Here is a 16,803-nt window from a genome sequence, read left to right on the forward strand (position 1 = left end):
CCGCCGGCCGGGGCCGCCCGGTGTGAGGCGGCTCACGGGAACTCCGGTGCCCGGCGGCGCAGTACAGATCATGAACTCTTCTTCCGTACCCCGCCGGAGGGTCCTGCGGATTCTGGCCGTCACCGTCGCCCTGGCCGGCACCGCGGCGTCCGCGGGAGGCACCACCGCCTTCGCCGCGGAGCCGGCGACGTACGCCCTCACGATCACCCATCTCGACCGCGGCGGCCACCGGACGGGGAACTACGCCACCAACGTCACCGGAATCTCCGGTCCGGGCGGCGGCGAGGCCGTCCATCCTTACGACGCCTCCGGCACGACCACCGTGCGGCTGCCCAAGGGCCGGTACCTCCTGGACAGTTCGCTGACCACCGGTAACGGCGCGGACGGTACGGACTGGATCGTCCAGCCGCGCCTCGACCTCGACCGCGACACCACCCTCACCGTCGACGCGCGGACCACCGCCCCCGTCGACGTGCGGCCGCCCGACCGCTCCGCGGGCTTTCTGCACAGTGCGATGTTCGTCCGGGTCACGCACGACGGCGCCACCCGGGACGCCAACCTGATCTCCGCCTCGCCGAACCTGCGCGTCGCGCATCTGGGCCCGGACGCCGAACCCGGCACGGTGCGGCAGTGGTTCGACGCGTACTGGACGACCGGGACCGCCGGTTACGCGCTCGGCCACACCGCCACCGGCAACCGCGCCCTGACCGGGCTCGTCCGGCACCCCGCCGCGAAGGACCTGGCCACCGTGCGGATCCGCGGCGCGGCCCGGCCGGGCACCGCGGAGGCCGCGACCGTCGACCTGCAGCCGACCGCCGGACCGACCGTCGGCGTCACCCGGAAACTCGCGGTCCCCGGCACCGCCACCTACTTCGTGACACCGGAACGCGGCACCTGGGACGTCACCTACACGGCCCCCGGTGCGCCCGGCGCACCGGCGAACCGCTACGCCGCCGACTCCATCGCCGTGCGCGCCGGGGCCACGACCACGCACACCTTCGACAACGCCGTCTTCGGCCCCGGTCTCGCCGGCCGCCCCGGTGTCGTACGCGACGGCGACCGTCTCACCGTCGATGTCCCGCTGCTCGCCGACGGCGAGGGCCACCTGCCGTCGGCACCGCCGTACGCCGCGGCCTCGACCACGCTGCACCGCGACGGCGTGCTCGTCGGGACCCGGACCGGCGCTCCCGGACGGGGCGAGTTCACCGTGCCGCCGGGGCGCGCGGAGTACCGGGTCACCAGTACGGTGCGGCGCGACGGCGGACCGGGCGCCGCGACCCGGGTGACCGCGTCGTGGACCTTCACCTCGGGCACCACGGGCGGACCGGTCCCGATGCCGGTGAGCGCCGTGCGGTTCGCGCCCGGACTCGACCCGGCCGGCACCGCGGCGGCGAACGCGCCACTGCGCGTCCCCGTCTCGGTACAGGGCGCCGCCGCGGACGGGCGCGTCCGTGCGTTGGCCGTCTCGGTGTCCGTGGACGGCGGCGCCTCGTGGACGCGGGTCCCGGTGGAGCGCGGCGCCGTCACGGTCCGCAACCCGCGCGCGGGCACCGGCGTCTGCCTGCGCGCGGAGCTGACCGACACCGGCGGGAACACCCTCACCCAGACCGTCATCGACGCCTACCGCACGCGGTGACCCCGCCGGCCGGGCCGGTGAACGACGCCTGAGCGCACCGGTTTCCGGCGGGTGCCGTCGCCGCGGGAGGCGCGCGGCGACGGTGGCCAGGGGCCCCGGCGGCCCCGGCGCTCATCTCGCCGGGCTCGCCGGTGCGGCGGCGTCCAGGTAGGCGAGGACGGCCAGTACCCGGCGGTGCACACTGCCGCCCTCGGGTGGCAGGCCGAGCTTGTCGAAGACACCGCGGATGTGTTTGCTCACCGCCCGCTCGGTGACGACCAGGCGTTCGGCGATGGCGGCGTTGGCCAGCCCCTGGGCCATCATCTCCAGCACCTCGTGCTCACGCGGCGTCAGGCTCCGCAGCGGCCGGGCGGCGGCCTTCCGGCTGACGATCTCGGTGACGACCTCGGGGTCGAGCGCGGTGCCGCCGTCGGCGATCCGCTCCAGCGCCTCCAGGAACTGCTCGACCCGCCCGACCCGGTCCTTGAGCAGATAGCCGATCCCGCGCGCGCCCTGCGCCAGCAGTTCGGCCGCATAAGCCTGTTCGACGTACTGCGAGAGCACCAGGATCGGCAGCTCGGGGAGCTCGCTCCGGGCCTGCACGGCGGCCCGGAGCCCCTCGTCGCGGAAGGTCGGCGGCAGCCGCACATCGAGTACCGCGGCGTCCGGCCGGTGGGTGCGCAGCGCGGGCAGCACCTCGGGCCCGGCCGCGCAGGTCGCCACCACCTCATGGCCGTTGATCGTCAGCAGCAGGACCATGCCCTCCCGCAGCAGCGCATTGTCCTCGGCGATCACGATCCGCACGGCAGCTCCACTCTCAGCTCGGTCGGCCCGCCCGGGGGGCTGGTGAGACCGGTCGTACCGTCGAGCGCGGCGACCCGGCGGCGGATGCCGAGCAGCCCGCTGCCGCCATACTCGTCGGCCCCGCCGGCCCCGTCATCGGTGACGGTGACCCGCAACAGGCCGTTGGTCCGGGTGAAGCGTACCGACGCCCGGGTGGCGCGACTGTGCTTACGGATATTGGTCAGCGCCTCGGCGACCGCGAAGTACGCGGCGGCCTCGACCGAGGCGGGCAGCCGGTGGCCGCTCTCCACGGCGCTCAGGCCCATCTCCACCGGGATGGCTGACGAGGCCGCCAACGCGCGCACCGCACCGGCCAGTCCGCGGTCGGTGAGTACCGGCGGATGCACCGTCCGCACCACCTGCCGCAGTTCGGCCAGCGCCCCCTCGACGCCCTCCTGCGCCTCGTCCAGCCGGGCCAGCGCCGCGTCCGGATCCGCCCGGACCTGCTGTCTGGCCAGGCCGATCCGCATCGACAGGGCCACCAGCTGCGCCTGGACGCCGTCGTGCAGATCCCGTTCGATGCGCCGCAGTTCCGCGCTGTGCGCCTCCACCGCGCCGGCCCGGGTGTCGGACAGTTCGGCGACCCGCTCGGCCAGCCGCGCGGACGCCGAGGGGCGCAGCAGCCGCGCGCTCCACCGGGCCTGGGTGTCGGCCAGCGTGTCGAGATGCCGCAGCACCAGGGACGTACGCGGGGCGGCGGGCACCCCCGAGTGCTCCGCGCGGCGCCGGTCGAGCGCGCCGCCCAGGCCCATCCGGGCGCCGTCCACCACCAGGCCGGCCCCCCACAGCGGGACCGACAGCACGGTGAAGCCGATGACCGAGCACGTCAGGACCGGCAGCCAGCGCGCATCGCGCCAGGTCCCGGGGTCGGTCAGGGCCAGCCGGATCCGGTCGGCGGGTGCCCCGTCGAGCGGCAGGTACAGCTCGGGGACAGGCGTGCCCAGCCGGGTGCCGGCGCGCGTCCGCTCGTAACCGGCCAGCCGACGCAGCACCAGCACGATCTCCGGCCAGGCCGGAGCGCCGATCACGAACAGGACGAAGACCAGCCCGATGGGCACCAGGAACGAGGCGAGAAGGCACAGCCAGGCCAGCGGGAGGCCGAAGTACAGATACTGCGCGGCGTTCCAGGAGCGCTCCAGCCGGTCGGCGAAGTCCTGCATCGTGAGGTTCTCCCTGGGGCGGGCACCGCGGGCCCGGCACCTGGTGAGGATACGGAGCACGGTAGTTGCCCGGGGCGGCCGGGGCGGTACGGCGAACCCCCCACACGAGGGTGGCGCAGGCTGTACCCCAGGTGGGGTGTGCGCCCCATCGTGCCGTGTCCGTCTGATCCATACCGTTTTCACCAGGGAAAACAGCCACTCCGGCGCAGTCGGCGGGTGGCGGGATCGAGACCGGGACTCCGGTCGCCAGACGCCGGAGGGCACAGAGATGGTCAGGCTTCGTACGGTGAAACGCGCGGCGGGCGGCGGCGCGGGCAGGCACGGAGCGGACGTGTCCGCGGGCGGGGCGGCCGGCTACGGCGAGGCGTCCGTCCACGGCGCCGTCGCTCCGCGGGGCGGCGCCCGGTACGAGGACGCCTTCGCCCCGGAAGCGGCGCTGACACTCGACGGGGTGACCCGCAGCTACCGCCGCGGCGGCCGGTCCGTGAACGCTCTCGACGGGGTGAGCCTCGCCGTGCCGCGGGGCCGGTTCCTGGCGGTCATGGGCCGCTCCGGCTCCGGCAAGTCGACGTTCCTCCAGTGCTCCGCCGGGCTGGACCGGCCCACCTCGGGCACGGTGCACATCGGCGGCACGGACCTGGCGAAGCTGAGCGAGGCGGGCCTGACCCGGCTGCGCAGGGACCGCATCGGCTTCATCTTCCAGGCGCTCAACCTCGTCCCCTCGCTGTCCGTGGCGGAGAACACCGCGCTGCCGCTGCTGCTGGCCGGCGCCCGGCCCGACGACCCGTCCGTCCGCGAACGGGCGCTGCGGGTACTGGACTCGGTCGGGCTGCGGGGCCGGGCCGACGACGCGCCGAGCGAGCTGTCCGGCGGCCAGCAGCAGCGGGTGGCGATCGCCCGCGCGCTGGTCACCAACCCCGCCGTGATCTTCGGGGACGAGCCGACCGGCGCCCTCGACCCGGCCACCGCGACGGACGTCCTGACCCTGCTCCGGGACGCGGTGGACAAGGAGGGCCACACCGTGGTGATGGTGACCCACGACCCGGTGGCCGCGTCCTGGACCGACGAAGCGATCTTCATCGAGGACGGCCGCATCGTCGGCCGGCTGGACCACCCGGACCCGGACACCGTGGCCCGCACGATGGCCCGGCTCGGGGAGCGGTGAGCGCCATGACCACCCCCACCCGGCCGCGCCCCGGCGGCGCCCCGCCCCGTACTGGGACAGCGGCCCGCGGCGGCACGGCCCGCTTCCTCGCCCGGCGCTCACTGCGGCTGCACCGCAAGGCATGGGCCGCGGTGTTCGCGGCCCTCGTGTTCACCTCCCTGCTGCTGGGCAGCTTCGCGCTGACGACGGTGTCCGCGGCCATCGGCCACGCCCGGGTGGAGCGGTACGCCGCCACCGCCGCGGTGGTCGCCGGAGACCAGAGCACCCGCTACACCGCCAAGCCCGCGGGCTCCCAGCCCCGGACCGAGACCGCGGCACTCACCGAACGGGTGCGGGTGCCGCGTACGGCGCTGCCCCGGCTCGCCGCCGTCCCGGGCGTCCGGGCGGCCATCGGCGACGACGTCATCCCGGTCACCCTGACCGGCCGCGGCGGCACGGCCGTGCCCGGCCCGGTCAGCGACGCGGGCGACTCCCCGGTCCTCGGGCACGGCTGGGCGGCCGCCGCGCTGGCGCCGTTCACCCTGCGCACGGGACACGCGCCCGCCACCGACCGGCAGATCGTCCTGGACGGCGACCTGGCGGCCCGCTCCGGCGTCCGGGTGGGGGACGAGGTCACCGTGCAGACCCTCGGCACACCGGCCGCGTACGAGGTGTCCGGCATCGCCGCGCCCACGGGGCGGGACGGGAAGAGCGGTCTGGGCCATCAGGGCACCGTCTTCTTCAGCGACCGGCAGGCCCGGCAGCTGGCCGGGCACCCGGACACCACCGACGCCATCGGCGTGCTGGCCGACCCGGGAGTGGACGCGGACCGGCTGTACACCGGACTGCGCCGGGCACTGGACGGCGGAGCGCCCGTCAAGGACGCGGCGGCCGCCGACCGTTACCAGGAGGACTCGGGCGCCCTGCGGGTACTGACCGGCGACGGGCGCGGCGACCCGGAGTTCCTCGCGGTGGCGCCCAGCCGTACGAGCCTGCTGATGCTGATGGGTTCGGTCAGCGGCATCGTCCTCATGATCGCCGGCCTGGTGGTCGCCAGTACCGTGGCGCAGGCGGTGCACCAGCGCTCGCGAGAGATGGCACTGCTGCGCGCGGTCGGCGCCACCCCGCGGCAACTGCGGGCCACGGTGAGCCGGGAGATCACGGTGGTGGCGCTGGCCGCGGCCCTGGTCGGCGCGGTCGTTTCGGCACCGGTCTTCCTCACCCTGGTCTCGATGCTGCGCTCACGCGGCGCGGTCCCGACCGGACTCGAACTGCCCAGCCCCCTGTGGCTGTTCGCGGTACCGCTGATCACCGCGGCGCTGACCGTGCTGGCGGCCCGCGGGGTCGCGGCCCTCTCCTGCCGCCGGATCGCCAAGGTCCGGCCGGCCGAGGCGATGGGCGAGGCGCAGCGCGAACCGGCGCGGCCGGCGCGCGGACGCACCGTGACCGGTGTGGTGCTGCTGGCCCTGGGCCTCGCCGCGGCAGCCACGGCGGCGCTGCAATTCGGGGAACTCGCCGCGATGGCGGCCAGCAGCGCGACGCTGGCCCTGGTGATCGCGTGCGCGCTGCTCGGCCCGTGGATCGCGCGCGGCGCGACGCGGCTGCTGGGAGCACCGGCGCGGCGGCTGGGCGGTCCCGGCGGCTATCTGGCGGCCGCCGCGGCGCGCGCCAACGCCCGCCGCCTGGGCGCCGCGATCACGCCGATCGCGCTGGTGGTGGCCTTCATCGGGGTGCAGCTCTCGGCCGGTGCGACCATCGACCGGCTGGGCGCCGAGCAGGCCGGGCAGGCGATGCGTGCCCAGCTCGCGGTGACCACCGACGGCGCGGGCCTGCCGGAGGCGGCGGTCGACCGGGCCCGGCAGACGCCCGGGGTGGCCTCGGCCACCGGTGTGCTGCACTCCACCGTCGTGCTGGCCTCCCAGGAGTTCGACGGCCAGCCGAAGCTGGACCGGCTGCCGGTGCTGGGCGTACGGCCCGCGGCGCTGCCCGCCACCCTCGACCCGGCGGTCACCTCCGGCGATCTGAAGAACCTGGGCAAGGGCACGGTCGCGGTCGGTAGCGACCGGGCGCGCTCGCTGGACCTCGCGATCGGCTCAACCGTGACGATCCGTTACGGCGACGGTGCGGCGGTCCCGTTGAAGGTGGCCGCCATCTACCAGCGCTCCCTGGCACTGGGCGACTTCCTCTTCGCGTCCCAGGAGCTGGCACCGCATCTCGCCGCGCCGCTGAACTCCCGCATCCTGCTGGGCCTGGAGCCGGGCGCCGATCCGGGGTCCGTACGCAAGGCGCTGACCGAGCGGCTGGCGTCCGCCGCGGTGTCCACCACGGTGGTGACCGGACCGCGGAGCGAACACCTCCAGGCCGAGGACCGGGGTCTCGGACAGGTGATCACGATGCTCGCGGTGGGGGTGATCGGCGGCTTCACGGCCATCGCCGTGCTCAGCACGCTGACGCTCATCATGGTGGGCCGCCGCCAGGAGCTGGTGCTGCTCCGGCTGGTCGGCGCGAGCCGCCGTCAGATACGGCGGATGCTGCGCACCGAGGCGGCGATGGTGATCACCGTCGGGGTGGTCGTCGGCGGGCTGGCGGCGGCGATCCCGCTCACCGCGCTCAGCTTCTCACTGACCGGCTCGCTCCCCTATCTGCCGCCCGGCCAGGCGGCGTTGATCGTCGGGACGGCCGTGCTGACGGCCGCCGCCGGCTACCTCCTGCCCGCCAGATCCGTCCTGCGCAGCCGGCACCCGGCCGGTCCTGGCGGCCGCTGATGACGCACCGGCCGAGGGCTGACGGGGCATCGACGGGGCGCTGACCGAGAACGACGGCCGGCACCGCATCGGTCGGCACCACGCCATGGCGTCGGCCGACGGCCCGCACCACGGCACCACGACAGACCGGCGTCCGGCGTACGACGGCCGATGACTGACGACCGACGGCTGAAGACCGACAACCGACAACCGACCCCACGATCCACCGATGACAAGAAGCAGGAGTTCCTTTCCATGGCACGTTTGACGGCGACGATCTTCATCACCCTCGTGGGCGGTGCGGCGCTGGTGGCGAGTGCCTTCCAGCCCTGGTACCGAGGCCGCGATCCCCGGTCGGTGCCGGTGACCGACCTGATCACCGGGCTGCACGACGGCGGCACCGCCGCGCTCGCCACCTCCATGCTGCTGCCCCTGGCGCTCGCGGCGGCGCTGGCCCTGCTCGGCCTGGGCCTTCGCTCCCGGGCGGTGCTGGCGGTGTCCGCGCTGCTGGGCCTCGCCACCGGGGGCCTCTTCCTGGTCCAGCAGATCCAGGCGGTCCCGTCGGATGCCTTCCACTTCACCGACCTGGGACAGGGGCTGTTCAACGTGGTGGGCGGCGCGGTGTTCCTGGTGATCGCGGCGGCGGTGCTCCCCTCCCGGGAGAGCCGTGGCGCCGTGGGGCGCGGGGCGGACCGGCCCGGCGGCTGGGAGCGCTGACCGCTCCGCAGACACCCCCTGCACCGGATTCGGCAGGGGGTGTGCGGCCGTGCGGGGACGGTGCTCTCGGACGTGGGGGCGGGCGCCGTCCTCAGATCGTGAGGAGGACATTGATGACGACGCCGACGGCGACGACGGCGAGCACGATCCAGGGCCACATGGGGCGCTCTTTGGTCGGCTTCCAATCGCTGGAGTCCGGCATGACTGCTCCTGACGCTGGGTTCGGTGATTCGGTGCTGGGAAGGGGGGCCGGGCCCTCGGGTGACGGAAGAGACCCAAGGAGCCCGGCAGCGGGTGCCGGCGACGCGCGAGCAGCGGGCCGCGCGTCGGCCGGGACCCGTTCACGGGGTGACTTGTAGTCGTCGTTACTTGTAGTCGTCGCGGTTCAGGCAGGTGTGGCGCAGGTCCTTGAGCCGGTCGTTCTGCTCGGAGATGTACCCGAGGACCGTGCGGCTCGTGCCCTTGCCCTTGACCTCGGCGCTGCGCATCTTCTCCGCGGTCGATTCGATGGCTTGACGGAGCTTCTCGTCCGGCGCTTCCTTGGCCATCTCGTCCAGCTCGTCGGCGCGCTTCCTGATGTCCCGCTTCGTCTTTTCCGCATCGTTCGGAAACGGATTGGTGAACGTCTTGCCCACGATCTTCGCGCACAGTTCCACGCGGTCGGCGGTCTTGGCGCTCACGTCGCGGCAACCGGCCAGTCCCACGGTCAGTGCCGCCGCGGTGATCACCGCGGCGACCACGGCACCGGCCCGTTCACGGCGCCTCCTTGCTACGGGCCCTGACTCCTTCGGTGTCACCTGACGGCCTCCTGTCGTGGTCCGCCGCCCGCGGTGGCGGGCTCTGCGATGACTCCATCCTGCGCCGCCGGGCGGCCGGGCGCAGTAGGGCACACTCCCGAAGCGAGGTAGCAGAGAACTGCACCTCGACGTGGCGCGGTCCATGTCGCAGGCCGGCGATCAGGCCCCGGGCGAGGGGCCGTTCGCGGGATGGTCAGGGATGGCCGACGAGCTCACCGATGACTCCGGCGGAGAAACCCCGGGAGAGCCACGTGGTCGGCTCGCCGCCCGGCGAGCCCGGTCTTCTCCACATCGACCCGCATCTGACGTGCGAGGGCCGACTCGCCGCAAGCGCTCAACGGTCTGGGAATTGCCGAACGGACCCTCGGACAGCGGGAGTTGAGGCAGCTACGGACGATCCGGATCTCCCCCCGGCTCCCCGCACCGGAGACGGGCACCGGCCGAGCGCCCACCACGGCGCGGGACGGCCGCCGGTCCCGTACACCACCGGCCATTGACCACCGGCCACCGGCCACCGGCACCGGCCGCCAACCGCCGGCACCGGCCACCAGCCACCGGCACAGGCCACCAGCCACCGGCACCGGCCGCCGCCACCGACGGTGACCCCCGCCGCCCCCGCCCCCGTCAGGCCCGCAGATACGCCAGAACGGCCAGCACCCGGCGGTGTCCGTTGGCCGGGGCCGGCAGTTCGAGCTTGGTGAAGATGTTGCCGATGTGCTTGTTGACCGAACTCTCGACGATGAACAGGGATTCGGCGATGACGCTGTTGCTCTGCCCCTCGGCCATCAGCGCCAGCACCTCCCGCTCCCGCTGGGTGAGCGAGCCCAGCGGATCGTCGCCCGCCTTGCGGATCATCAGCTGGGAGATCACCTCCGGGTCCATCGCCGTCCCCCCGGCCGCGACCCGCTCCAGCGCCTCCAGGAACTCCTCCGTACGCCCCACCCGGTCCTTGAGCAGATAGCCGACGCCGGAGGCGCTCTGCGCCAGCAGCTCGGCCGCGTACGCCCGCTCGACGTACTGCGACAGCACCAGTACCGGCAGGTCCGGGATTTCGCGGCGCGCCGCGACGACCGCGCGCAGGCCCTCGTCGCGGAAGGTGGGCGGCAGCCGGACGTCCACCACCGCGGCGTCGGGGCGGTGTTCGAGCAGCGCGGGCAGCAGATCGTCACCGTTGTCGACGGTGGCGCAGATCTCGTGGCCCTCGCCGGCCAGCAGCAGGACCAGCCCCTCCCGGAGCAGCGCGTTGTCTTCGGCGATCAGGATCCGCATGGAATCTCCACTCTGAGTACGGTCGGGCCGCCCGGCGGGCTGGTCAGCTCGGTGCTGCCGTCGAAGGCCGCGACCCGGCGGCGTACGCCCATGATCCCGCTGCCGGCATGCTCCGACGCGCCACCGCGTCCGTTGTCCTCCACCCGGAGGGAGATGCCCCGCTCGGTGATCCGCAGCCACACCAGGGCGCTGTCCGCCCCGCTGTGCTTGGCGATGTTCGTCATCGTCTCGGAGATGACGAAGTACGCCGCCGCCTCCACCGCCGCCGGTGCGCGCAGCGGCGCCGCGCGCTCATCGATATCGATCCTCGTGGGCACCGCGGAGAGCGCGGCCAGCGCCCGGACCGCGTCCACCAGACCGCGGTCGATCAGTACCGGCGGATAGATCCCGCGCACCAGCTGGCGCAGCGAGTCCAGTGCCTGCTGGGTCAGTTGCTGGGTCGCCTCGACCATCTCGGGGACCTGCTCGGGCCGGTTCTTGAGCGCCCGCCGGATCAGGCCCAGGCGCAGCGAGACGGCGACGATCCCGGCCTGCGCGCCGTCGTGCAGATCCCGTTCGATGCGGCGCAGTTCGGCGTCGTGCGCGTCCAGCGCCTCGGCGCGGGTGACGGACAGGTGCTTGACCCGCTGGGCGAGTGGCACCCGGGCACGGGCGGTCAGCAGCCGCCGCGACCCCAGGGCGTGCAGCCGGGCCAGCAGCGAGAGCACGGCGGCGGCCGCCACCGCGTAGCCCACCCCGACGGCCATCGCGCCGATCGCCTTCGGCCAGGAATCGACCGTGATCATGATGATGGAGCCCCGCTCGCGCGGTGCGAGCCGCCACCACACGGGCGCGGAGAGCCAGTTGACCGCGCGGCCGCACGCGATCAGCGCCGCGACACAGGTCAGCGTGCCCGGCACGCTGTGCGCGAGCAGCCAGACGAGGTCCTTGCGCACGGCCGGATCGCGCAGCGACGGCGGCGCCCCGGGCGGCGCGCCGTCCTCCGGCAGCCGGTAGTGGGTGGCCACGCCGACGCGCAACTGGCGGGAGACCTGGCGGCGGTGGAACTCGGCGAACCGGCGCAGCGCGCGCAACGCCGTGGGCAGCAGCAGGAAGCCCGTACCCACCAGGCACAGGGCGAAGACGATGGCGAGCGCGTAGAGCGCCAGCAGCCCGGCGAGGCCGGTGCCCAGGCACACCAGGACGTAACCGGCGGACGGCGGGAAGCGGCGGAAGATCTGCCGGAGCAGTTCCCTGAACGGCGGCCGGAGCAGCCGGCGCGACGCGGTGAACAGGGGCGTGGACATCGATGACTGAACCCCCCGGAGCAGCGGCGTCAGCACCGTACCACCGGCGGCGGAGACCGGCCCGGGGACGGCCGCCCCGCGCCACCGGTCCGGGGCCTGACCGGCGCCTTCGGGCGGCCGAGGGGGCACTTAACTGCACCTTTCACCCTCCAGTCCACGCGGTGGTTCCCGAGGAGCCGGGAACCTAGCGTGCTGATCGGCAGGGCACGACGGACGACCGCGCAGCGAAGGACCGGATGTGAGCAGAAGGGAACGGGCGGCACGGGCCGAGGCGGCACGGGCCATGGCCTCCCGTGCGAACGAGGCCACGCCTCCGGGACACGGCACCGGCGGCGGCCCGGCCGACGGTAACCACCAGGTCGTACGCCTGGACGGCGTCCGCAAGACCTACGGCAGAGGCGCCGGCGCCGTACACGCCCTGCGCGATCTCTCCCTCGGCTTCCTGCGCGGTTCGTTCACCGCGGTCATGGGGCCCTCCGGCGCGGGCAAGAGCACGTTCCTGCACTGTGCGGCGGGACTGGACCGGCCGGACGCCGGCACCGTGGTGCTGGGCGGCACGGACCTGTCGGACCTCACCGAGGTCGAACTGACCATGCTGCGCCGGGAACGCGTCGGGTTCGTCTTCCAGGCGTACAACCTGATGGCGGCGCTGACGGTTGCGGACAACATCACGCTGCCCCTGATGCTCGCCGACCGGCAGCCGGACCGCGCCTGGCTGGACCGGGTGGTGTCCCAGGTGGGGCTGGGCGACCGGCTCGCCCACCGGCCGTCCGAGCTCTCCGGCGGCCAGCAGCAGCGCGTCGCCATCGCCCGCGCGCTGGCCGCCCGGCCCGAGGTGGTCTTCGCCGACGAGCCCACCGGCGCGCTGGACGGCCGCACCGCCCGGCAGGTGCTGCAACTGCTGCGGGACATCGTCGACTCGACGGGCCAGACCGTGGTGATGGTCACCCACGACCCGGTCGCCGCCTCCTACGCGCACCGGGTGGTGTTCCTGGCGGACGGCCGGTACGCGGAGGAGCTGACCGGGCCGACACCGGACCGGATCGCCGAGCGGATGACCCGCCTGGGAGAGTGGTGAGCCGTGTTCCGCCTCGTACTGAAGACGGTCAAGGAGCGCAAGAGCGGCTTCGTGGGGGCGTTCGTGGCGCTCTTCGGGGCGTCCGTCCTGATCACCGCGTTCGGCGTCATCCTCCAGTCCGGTATCGGCTCCGGGGTCCCGGTGCAGCGCTACGGCGCCGCCGCGGTGGTCGTGGCGGGCAAGCAGGAGTTCTCGGTCACCGAGGGCCGGAACACCAAGACCAGGAGCCTGCCCGGCCCGGTCGGCGTGGCACGCTCCCTGGCCGGCACCACGGCGTCGGTGCCCGGAGTGCGGCGGGCGGTGGCCGATCTGCGCTTCCCCACCGAACTGGTCGGCAAGGACGGCGAGATCCTCAAGGGCGACGACGACCGGCGGACCCTGGGCACGACCTGGGCCGGTTCCGTACTCGGCCCGTTCGCCCGGGTCGGCGGCCGCGGCGCGGAGCGGCCCGGTGAGGTCGTGCTGGAGAAGTCCCTCGCCGACCGGGCCGGTGTCGCCACCGGCGGCACGGTGCGGCTGGCGACGACCCGGGCGGCCGCCGAATTCAAGGTCGTCGGCGTGGTCGCCTACCAGGGGCCCGGCGGCACACTGCGCAGTCCGCCGGTGTTCTTCTCCGACGCGCAGGCCCGCGAGCTCTACGGCCGCGACGACCAGGTCTCGGCGATCGGCGTGCTCGCCACGAAGGGCACCGACCCCGGGGAACTCGCCGACCGGATCGGCAAGAAGCTCGGCGGGACCCCGGTGGACATCTACACCGGCGACGGGCGCAGCGGCGTGGAGAACCCGGACGTGGCCGCCGCGCGCGGCAGGCTCAAGGAGCTCGCGGGATCGCTGGGCGGCACGGTCATCTTGATCACGATGCTGGTGGTCAGCAGCACCCTGGCGCTGGGCGTGCACCAACGGCGCCGGGAACTGGCGCTGTTGCGGGCGGTCGGCGCGACGCCCCGGCAGATCCACAAGATGATCGCCGGTGAGGCGCTGGTGATCTCGCTGCCGGCGTCGATGCTGGGCTGTCTGCCAGGGGTGCCGGCGGCGGAGGTGCTGCGCGGCGCACTCTCCCTCATCGGCGTCGTACCGGGCGACTTCGCGTTCTCCTACGGTCCCGTCCCGATGCTCGCCGCGGTGGCCATCGGTGTGCTCACCGCGCAGGTCGCGGGGTTCGCGGTGGCCCGCAAGGTGGTGTCGATCCGGCCGGTGGAGGCGCTGAGCCGGTCAGGGACCGAGGAACCGACACTGGGCCGGGCCCGGATCGCCTTCGGGGTACTGCTGCTGGTGCTCGGGCTGGCCGCCTCGCTGCTGCCGCTCTTCTTCGGCAGCATCTTCGCCGTCGCGGGCGCGGGCAGCGGCGGCCTCGTCATGGTCATCGCCATCCTGATGCTGGCGCCGCCGGTGGTGGGCCGGGCGACCCGGCTGCTGGCGCGGCCCTTCCAGCGGCGGTTCGGCACGCTGGGCCGTCTGGCCGTCGCCAACACCCGGGCCAACGCCCGCCGGCTGGCCGCCGGCATCGGGCCGCTGATCCTGGCGATCGGCTTCGCCTCCGTCCAGCTGTTCATCCCCACCACCACCTCCGAGGCGGCCGAGGAGCAGGCCGCGGCCGGGGTGATCGCCGACTACACGCTCAGCAGCGACGCCGGCGGTGTGCCGCCGGCCGCCACCGAGGACATCCGGCGGCTGCCGGGCGTCGAGGCGGCGGCCGGGACCGTACGGATCAAGCTGTTCGCCTCCCGCAAGCTGCTGGACTCCCCGGAAATCTTCGACTACGACGCGCAGGGCGTGACGCCGCGGAAGCTGGACAGGCTCCTCGATCTCCAGGTCGACAAGGGCGATCTGGCGGGCCTGGGCCAGGGCCCGGACACGGTCGCGCTCAGCGACGGCGCGGCGAGCACCCTGGGGGCCGGGGTGGGGGACAGGGTGCGGCTGCACCTGCCCGACGGCGCCCGGCAGGAGGCGAGGGTCGTCGCCGTCTACCGGCGCGGACTGGGCTTCGGCGATGTCACGCTGCCGCACGAAGCGGTGATCGCGCACAGCTCCGCACGGCTGGACGACTCCGTCCTGGTACGGCTCGCGCCGGGCGCGGACAAGCAGCAGGTCGCCGGTGAACTGGCGGAGACCAGCAGGAAGTACCCGGGCCTGAAGGTCATGGACGAGGGCGGGCTGCCGGTCGCCGAACAGCGGACGGCGTCGGCCGGACTGTTCGGCAGCGCCCTGCCGCTGGTACTCGTCTTCGGCTACATCGCGGTCGCGGTCGCCAACACACTGGTGATGACGACACTGGGGCGGACCCGGGAGTTCGCCCTGCTGCGGCTGGTCGGGGCGACGCCCGAGCAGGTGATGCGGATGATGCGCACCGAGACGCTGATGGTCATCCTGATCGCCGTGGTGGCCGGCACCGTCGTCCCGCTGCTGCCCCTGATGACGGTGAGCCTGGGGCTGACGTCCTCGCCGGTGCCGTACATCCCGCCGCTGCTGTACCTGGCCATCGTCGCGGCGACCTCGGCGCTGGCCGCGGCGGCGGTACTGCTGCCGACCAGGATGGCGCTGCGCACCCGCCCGGTGGACGCCATCGGTATGCGCGAATAGCGCTGCGCCGGACGGCGGACAACGGCGCGCACCACGGCCGGTGGCGCACATCACGGCCGACGGGCTCCGCGGGAGCGGGACCGTCGGCTGTCGCGCTGCCCCGGTCCTGCCCCGGCCCGACGGGCGCCCGGCGGCCGCGCAGGGCCCGGCACCGCGCCAACCGGCGCTATTTGCCTGCCACTTGATGTCTCTGGCTGTCTGAACTCCCGGTGCCAGCCTGCTTTCGCGGAAAGCGCTGGTCTCGTGGAAAACATTGTTCCTGTGGAAAGAACGGGACCAAGCGAAGTCCTGGGATCTGCGGAAGGCGTGGAAGGCGTGGAAGGCGCGGAAGACGCAGCGGCCGGGGAAAACACGGCCGGAAAACCTGCGGAAGTCACGGACGGAGCGGCCGGACTGTCGCCCGTCCGGCAAAGGCTCCGGTTCCTCAACCGTTCCAGGACACGCGGGTCGGTCGGACTCACACCGTCTCGGTACGGCTCTCGGGCGCGCTGGAAGTCCCCGCGCTCCGGGCCGCGTCGGCCGCCGTCGTGCGCCGGCACCGGCTGCCGGGCGCCGTGCACCGCGAGGCGGAGGGCTGCTGTCGGCCGGAGTTCCGCCCGCCGGAGGAGAGCCTCGCCGCACTGCGCGCCGAACCGGTCCCGCCCGTCTGAACCGGACCCGCGTCCAGGCGGCCGGTGCGGGAATTGTCACCAACCGACGAATATCCGCTGCGGGTAAGGCTGTTGATCGTCGGCGCGCGGACTACGTACCGGTCATCGTCGTGCACGAGATCGCCACCAACGACCGGTCGCTGACGCTGCTGACCGACGACGGATGTGCGCCAGGCGCCGTTCGGCCCGGCGGAGGAAGGTGGCGCGCTCGACACCGGCCCGGACGGAGAGTGGGGCGGGCGCTTCGGGTCAGGCAGCCGGATCGGCCGGCCAGGGCGGCGGCGCGCGCTGCGTGGGCGGCCACGTCGGGAAGGCGACGGGCGGGAAGGCGTCGCACACCGAGGTCGGCAGCCGCACCGCGCCGGTTTCCTGGCCGTACCGGACGGTCTCCCGGAAGAGCGTCGGCGTCGCGTCCGGGCCGCCGCGCAACACCTCCCGCGCGGGCAGCGGCTCCCGGTGCCGGGCGGCCTCGTAGCGGAGAGGGGCCAGGAAGCCGAACGCGCACCCGGCGCCTGGCAGTTCGTGGTCCGCGGTCCGCGGTGGACAGTTCCCGCGCGGCCCGCAGCAGCGGTCACACCTGCGCGGAGCGGGTGCAGCCGAACCGGTCGCGGCCTTCGTCGGCTCCGGTGCCGGGACCTTCGGCGTGGGCCAGGTCGCACGGCTCGGCGGCGGTGCCCGGCGCGGGACGCAGCGTGGCCGCGCCGTCGACCTCGATGTGCCGGGCGAAGAGCCGGACCCCGGTGAGCCGGCCGTGCCCGACGACCGCCGGGCGGCGGTCCGCCCACGCCCGGCGAGATTCTCCGGCAGGAACGCCGGGCGTCGGCCCGCCGCCCCGGTCAGCGGCACATACAGTGCCGGCGGGTCGTGCGCAGGCAGCGGAGGCGCGGTGACCTGCACGGAAAGGGCCGGGACGGGGGAGT

The 16,803-nt window shown here is 74.1% G+C and carries 12 protein-coding genes; 6 read left to right on the forward strand and 6 right to left on the reverse strand.

Translation table 11 applies throughout. The annotated features are described in order from the left end of the window. Positions 1 to 70: 70 nt before the first annotated feature. Positions 71 to 1,636, forward strand: a complete 1,566-nt coding sequence (locus tag IH09_RS31255; protein ID WP_052860930.1) for a molybdopterin-binding protein — start codon at positions 71 to 73, stop codon at positions 1,634 to 1,636. Between the two features lie 111 nt (positions 1,637 to 1,747). Here IH09_RS31255 and IH09_RS31260 read toward each other — a convergent pair whose 3' ends face one another. Then, positions 1,748 to 2,419: a response regulator gene (locus IH09_RS31260; protein ID WP_052860909.1), complete on the reverse strand. Its 672-nt coding sequence runs from the start codon at positions 2,417 to 2,419 to the stop codon at positions 1,748 to 1,750. After that, a complete protein-coding gene (locus tag IH09_RS31265; protein WP_052860910.1) occupies positions 2,407 to 3,618 on the reverse strand; it encodes a sensor histidine kinase in 1,212 nt (403 codons plus the stop codon). The genes IH09_RS31260 and IH09_RS31265 overlap by 13 nt, the downstream gene beginning before the upstream one ends. A gap of 436 nt (positions 3,619 to 4,054) precedes the next feature. Between IH09_RS31265 and IH09_RS31270 the strand changes: the two genes are divergently transcribed. The 3 genes from IH09_RS31270 (at position 4,055) to IH09_RS31280 (ending at position 8,223) form a co-directional block, all read left to right on the forward strand. Next, positions 4,055 to 4,783, forward strand: a complete 729-nt coding sequence (locus tag IH09_RS31270) for an ABC transporter ATP-binding protein (RefSeq protein WP_052860931.1) — start codon at positions 4,055 to 4,057, stop codon at positions 4,781 to 4,783. Positions 4,784 to 4,788: 5 nt separating this feature from the next. After that, positions 4,789 to 7,527 (forward strand): ABC transporter permease, encoded by a 2,739-nt coding sequence (locus IH09_RS31275; protein WP_110952695.1) that lies wholly within the window; start codon positions 4,789 to 4,791, stop codon positions 7,525 to 7,527. A gap of 234 nt (positions 7,528 to 7,761) precedes the next feature. Continuing rightward, positions 7,762 to 8,223, forward strand: a complete 462-nt coding sequence (locus IH09_RS31280) for a hypothetical protein (protein WP_190233458.1) — start codon at positions 7,762 to 7,764, stop codon at positions 8,221 to 8,223. Between the two features lie 365 nt (positions 8,224 to 8,588). Here the strand turns inward: IH09_RS31280 and IH09_RS31285 are convergent, their stop codons facing one another. The 3 genes from IH09_RS31285 to IH09_RS31295 form a co-directional block, all read right to left on the reverse strand. Next, on the reverse strand, positions 8,589 to 8,963 hold the full coding sequence (locus IH09_RS31285; RefSeq protein WP_052860912.1) for a hypothetical protein: 375 nt from the start codon (positions 8,961 to 8,963) through the stop codon (positions 8,589 to 8,591). Positions 8,964 to 9,644: 681 nt separating this feature from the next. Next, a complete protein-coding gene (locus IH09_RS31290; RefSeq protein ID WP_052860913.1) occupies positions 9,645 to 10,289 on the reverse strand; it encodes a LuxR C-terminal-related transcriptional regulator in 645 nt (214 codons plus the stop codon). Continuing rightward, positions 10,277 to 11,575 carry a sensor histidine kinase gene (locus tag IH09_RS31295; RefSeq protein WP_110952696.1) on the reverse strand — a complete coding sequence of 433 codons (1,299 nt, stop codon included), beginning with the start codon at positions 11,573 to 11,575 and terminating at the stop codon, positions 10,277 to 10,279. The genes IH09_RS31290 and IH09_RS31295 overlap by 13 nt, the downstream gene beginning before the upstream one ends. Positions 11,576 to 11,858: 283 nt before the next feature. On the opposite strand from IH09_RS31295, the gene IH09_RS31300 reads away from it, so the two are divergent. Continuing rightward, on the forward strand, positions 11,859 to 12,653 hold the full coding sequence (locus IH09_RS31300; protein WP_240150581.1) for an ABC transporter ATP-binding protein: 795 nt from the start codon (positions 11,859 to 11,861) through the stop codon (positions 12,651 to 12,653). A gap of 3 nt (positions 12,654 to 12,656) precedes the next feature. Beyond that, on the forward strand, positions 12,657 to 15,233 hold the full coding sequence (locus IH09_RS31305; protein ID WP_052860914.1) for an FtsX-like permease family protein: 2,577 nt from the start codon (positions 12,657 to 12,659) through the stop codon (positions 15,231 to 15,233). 899 nt (positions 15,234 to 16,132) lie between these two features. Here IH09_RS31305 and IH09_RS31310 read toward each other — a convergent pair. After that, positions 16,133 to 16,312, reverse strand: a complete 180-nt coding sequence (locus IH09_RS31310) for a hypothetical protein (protein ID WP_052860915.1) — start codon at positions 16,310 to 16,312, stop codon at positions 16,133 to 16,135. Positions 16,313 to 16,803 lie beyond the last annotated feature (491 nt).

It is taken from the genome of Streptomyces celluloflavus (assembly GCA_000720995.1).
Lineage (GTDB): Bacteria > Actinomycetota > Actinomycetes > Streptomycetales > Streptomycetaceae > Streptomyces > Streptomyces celluloflavus.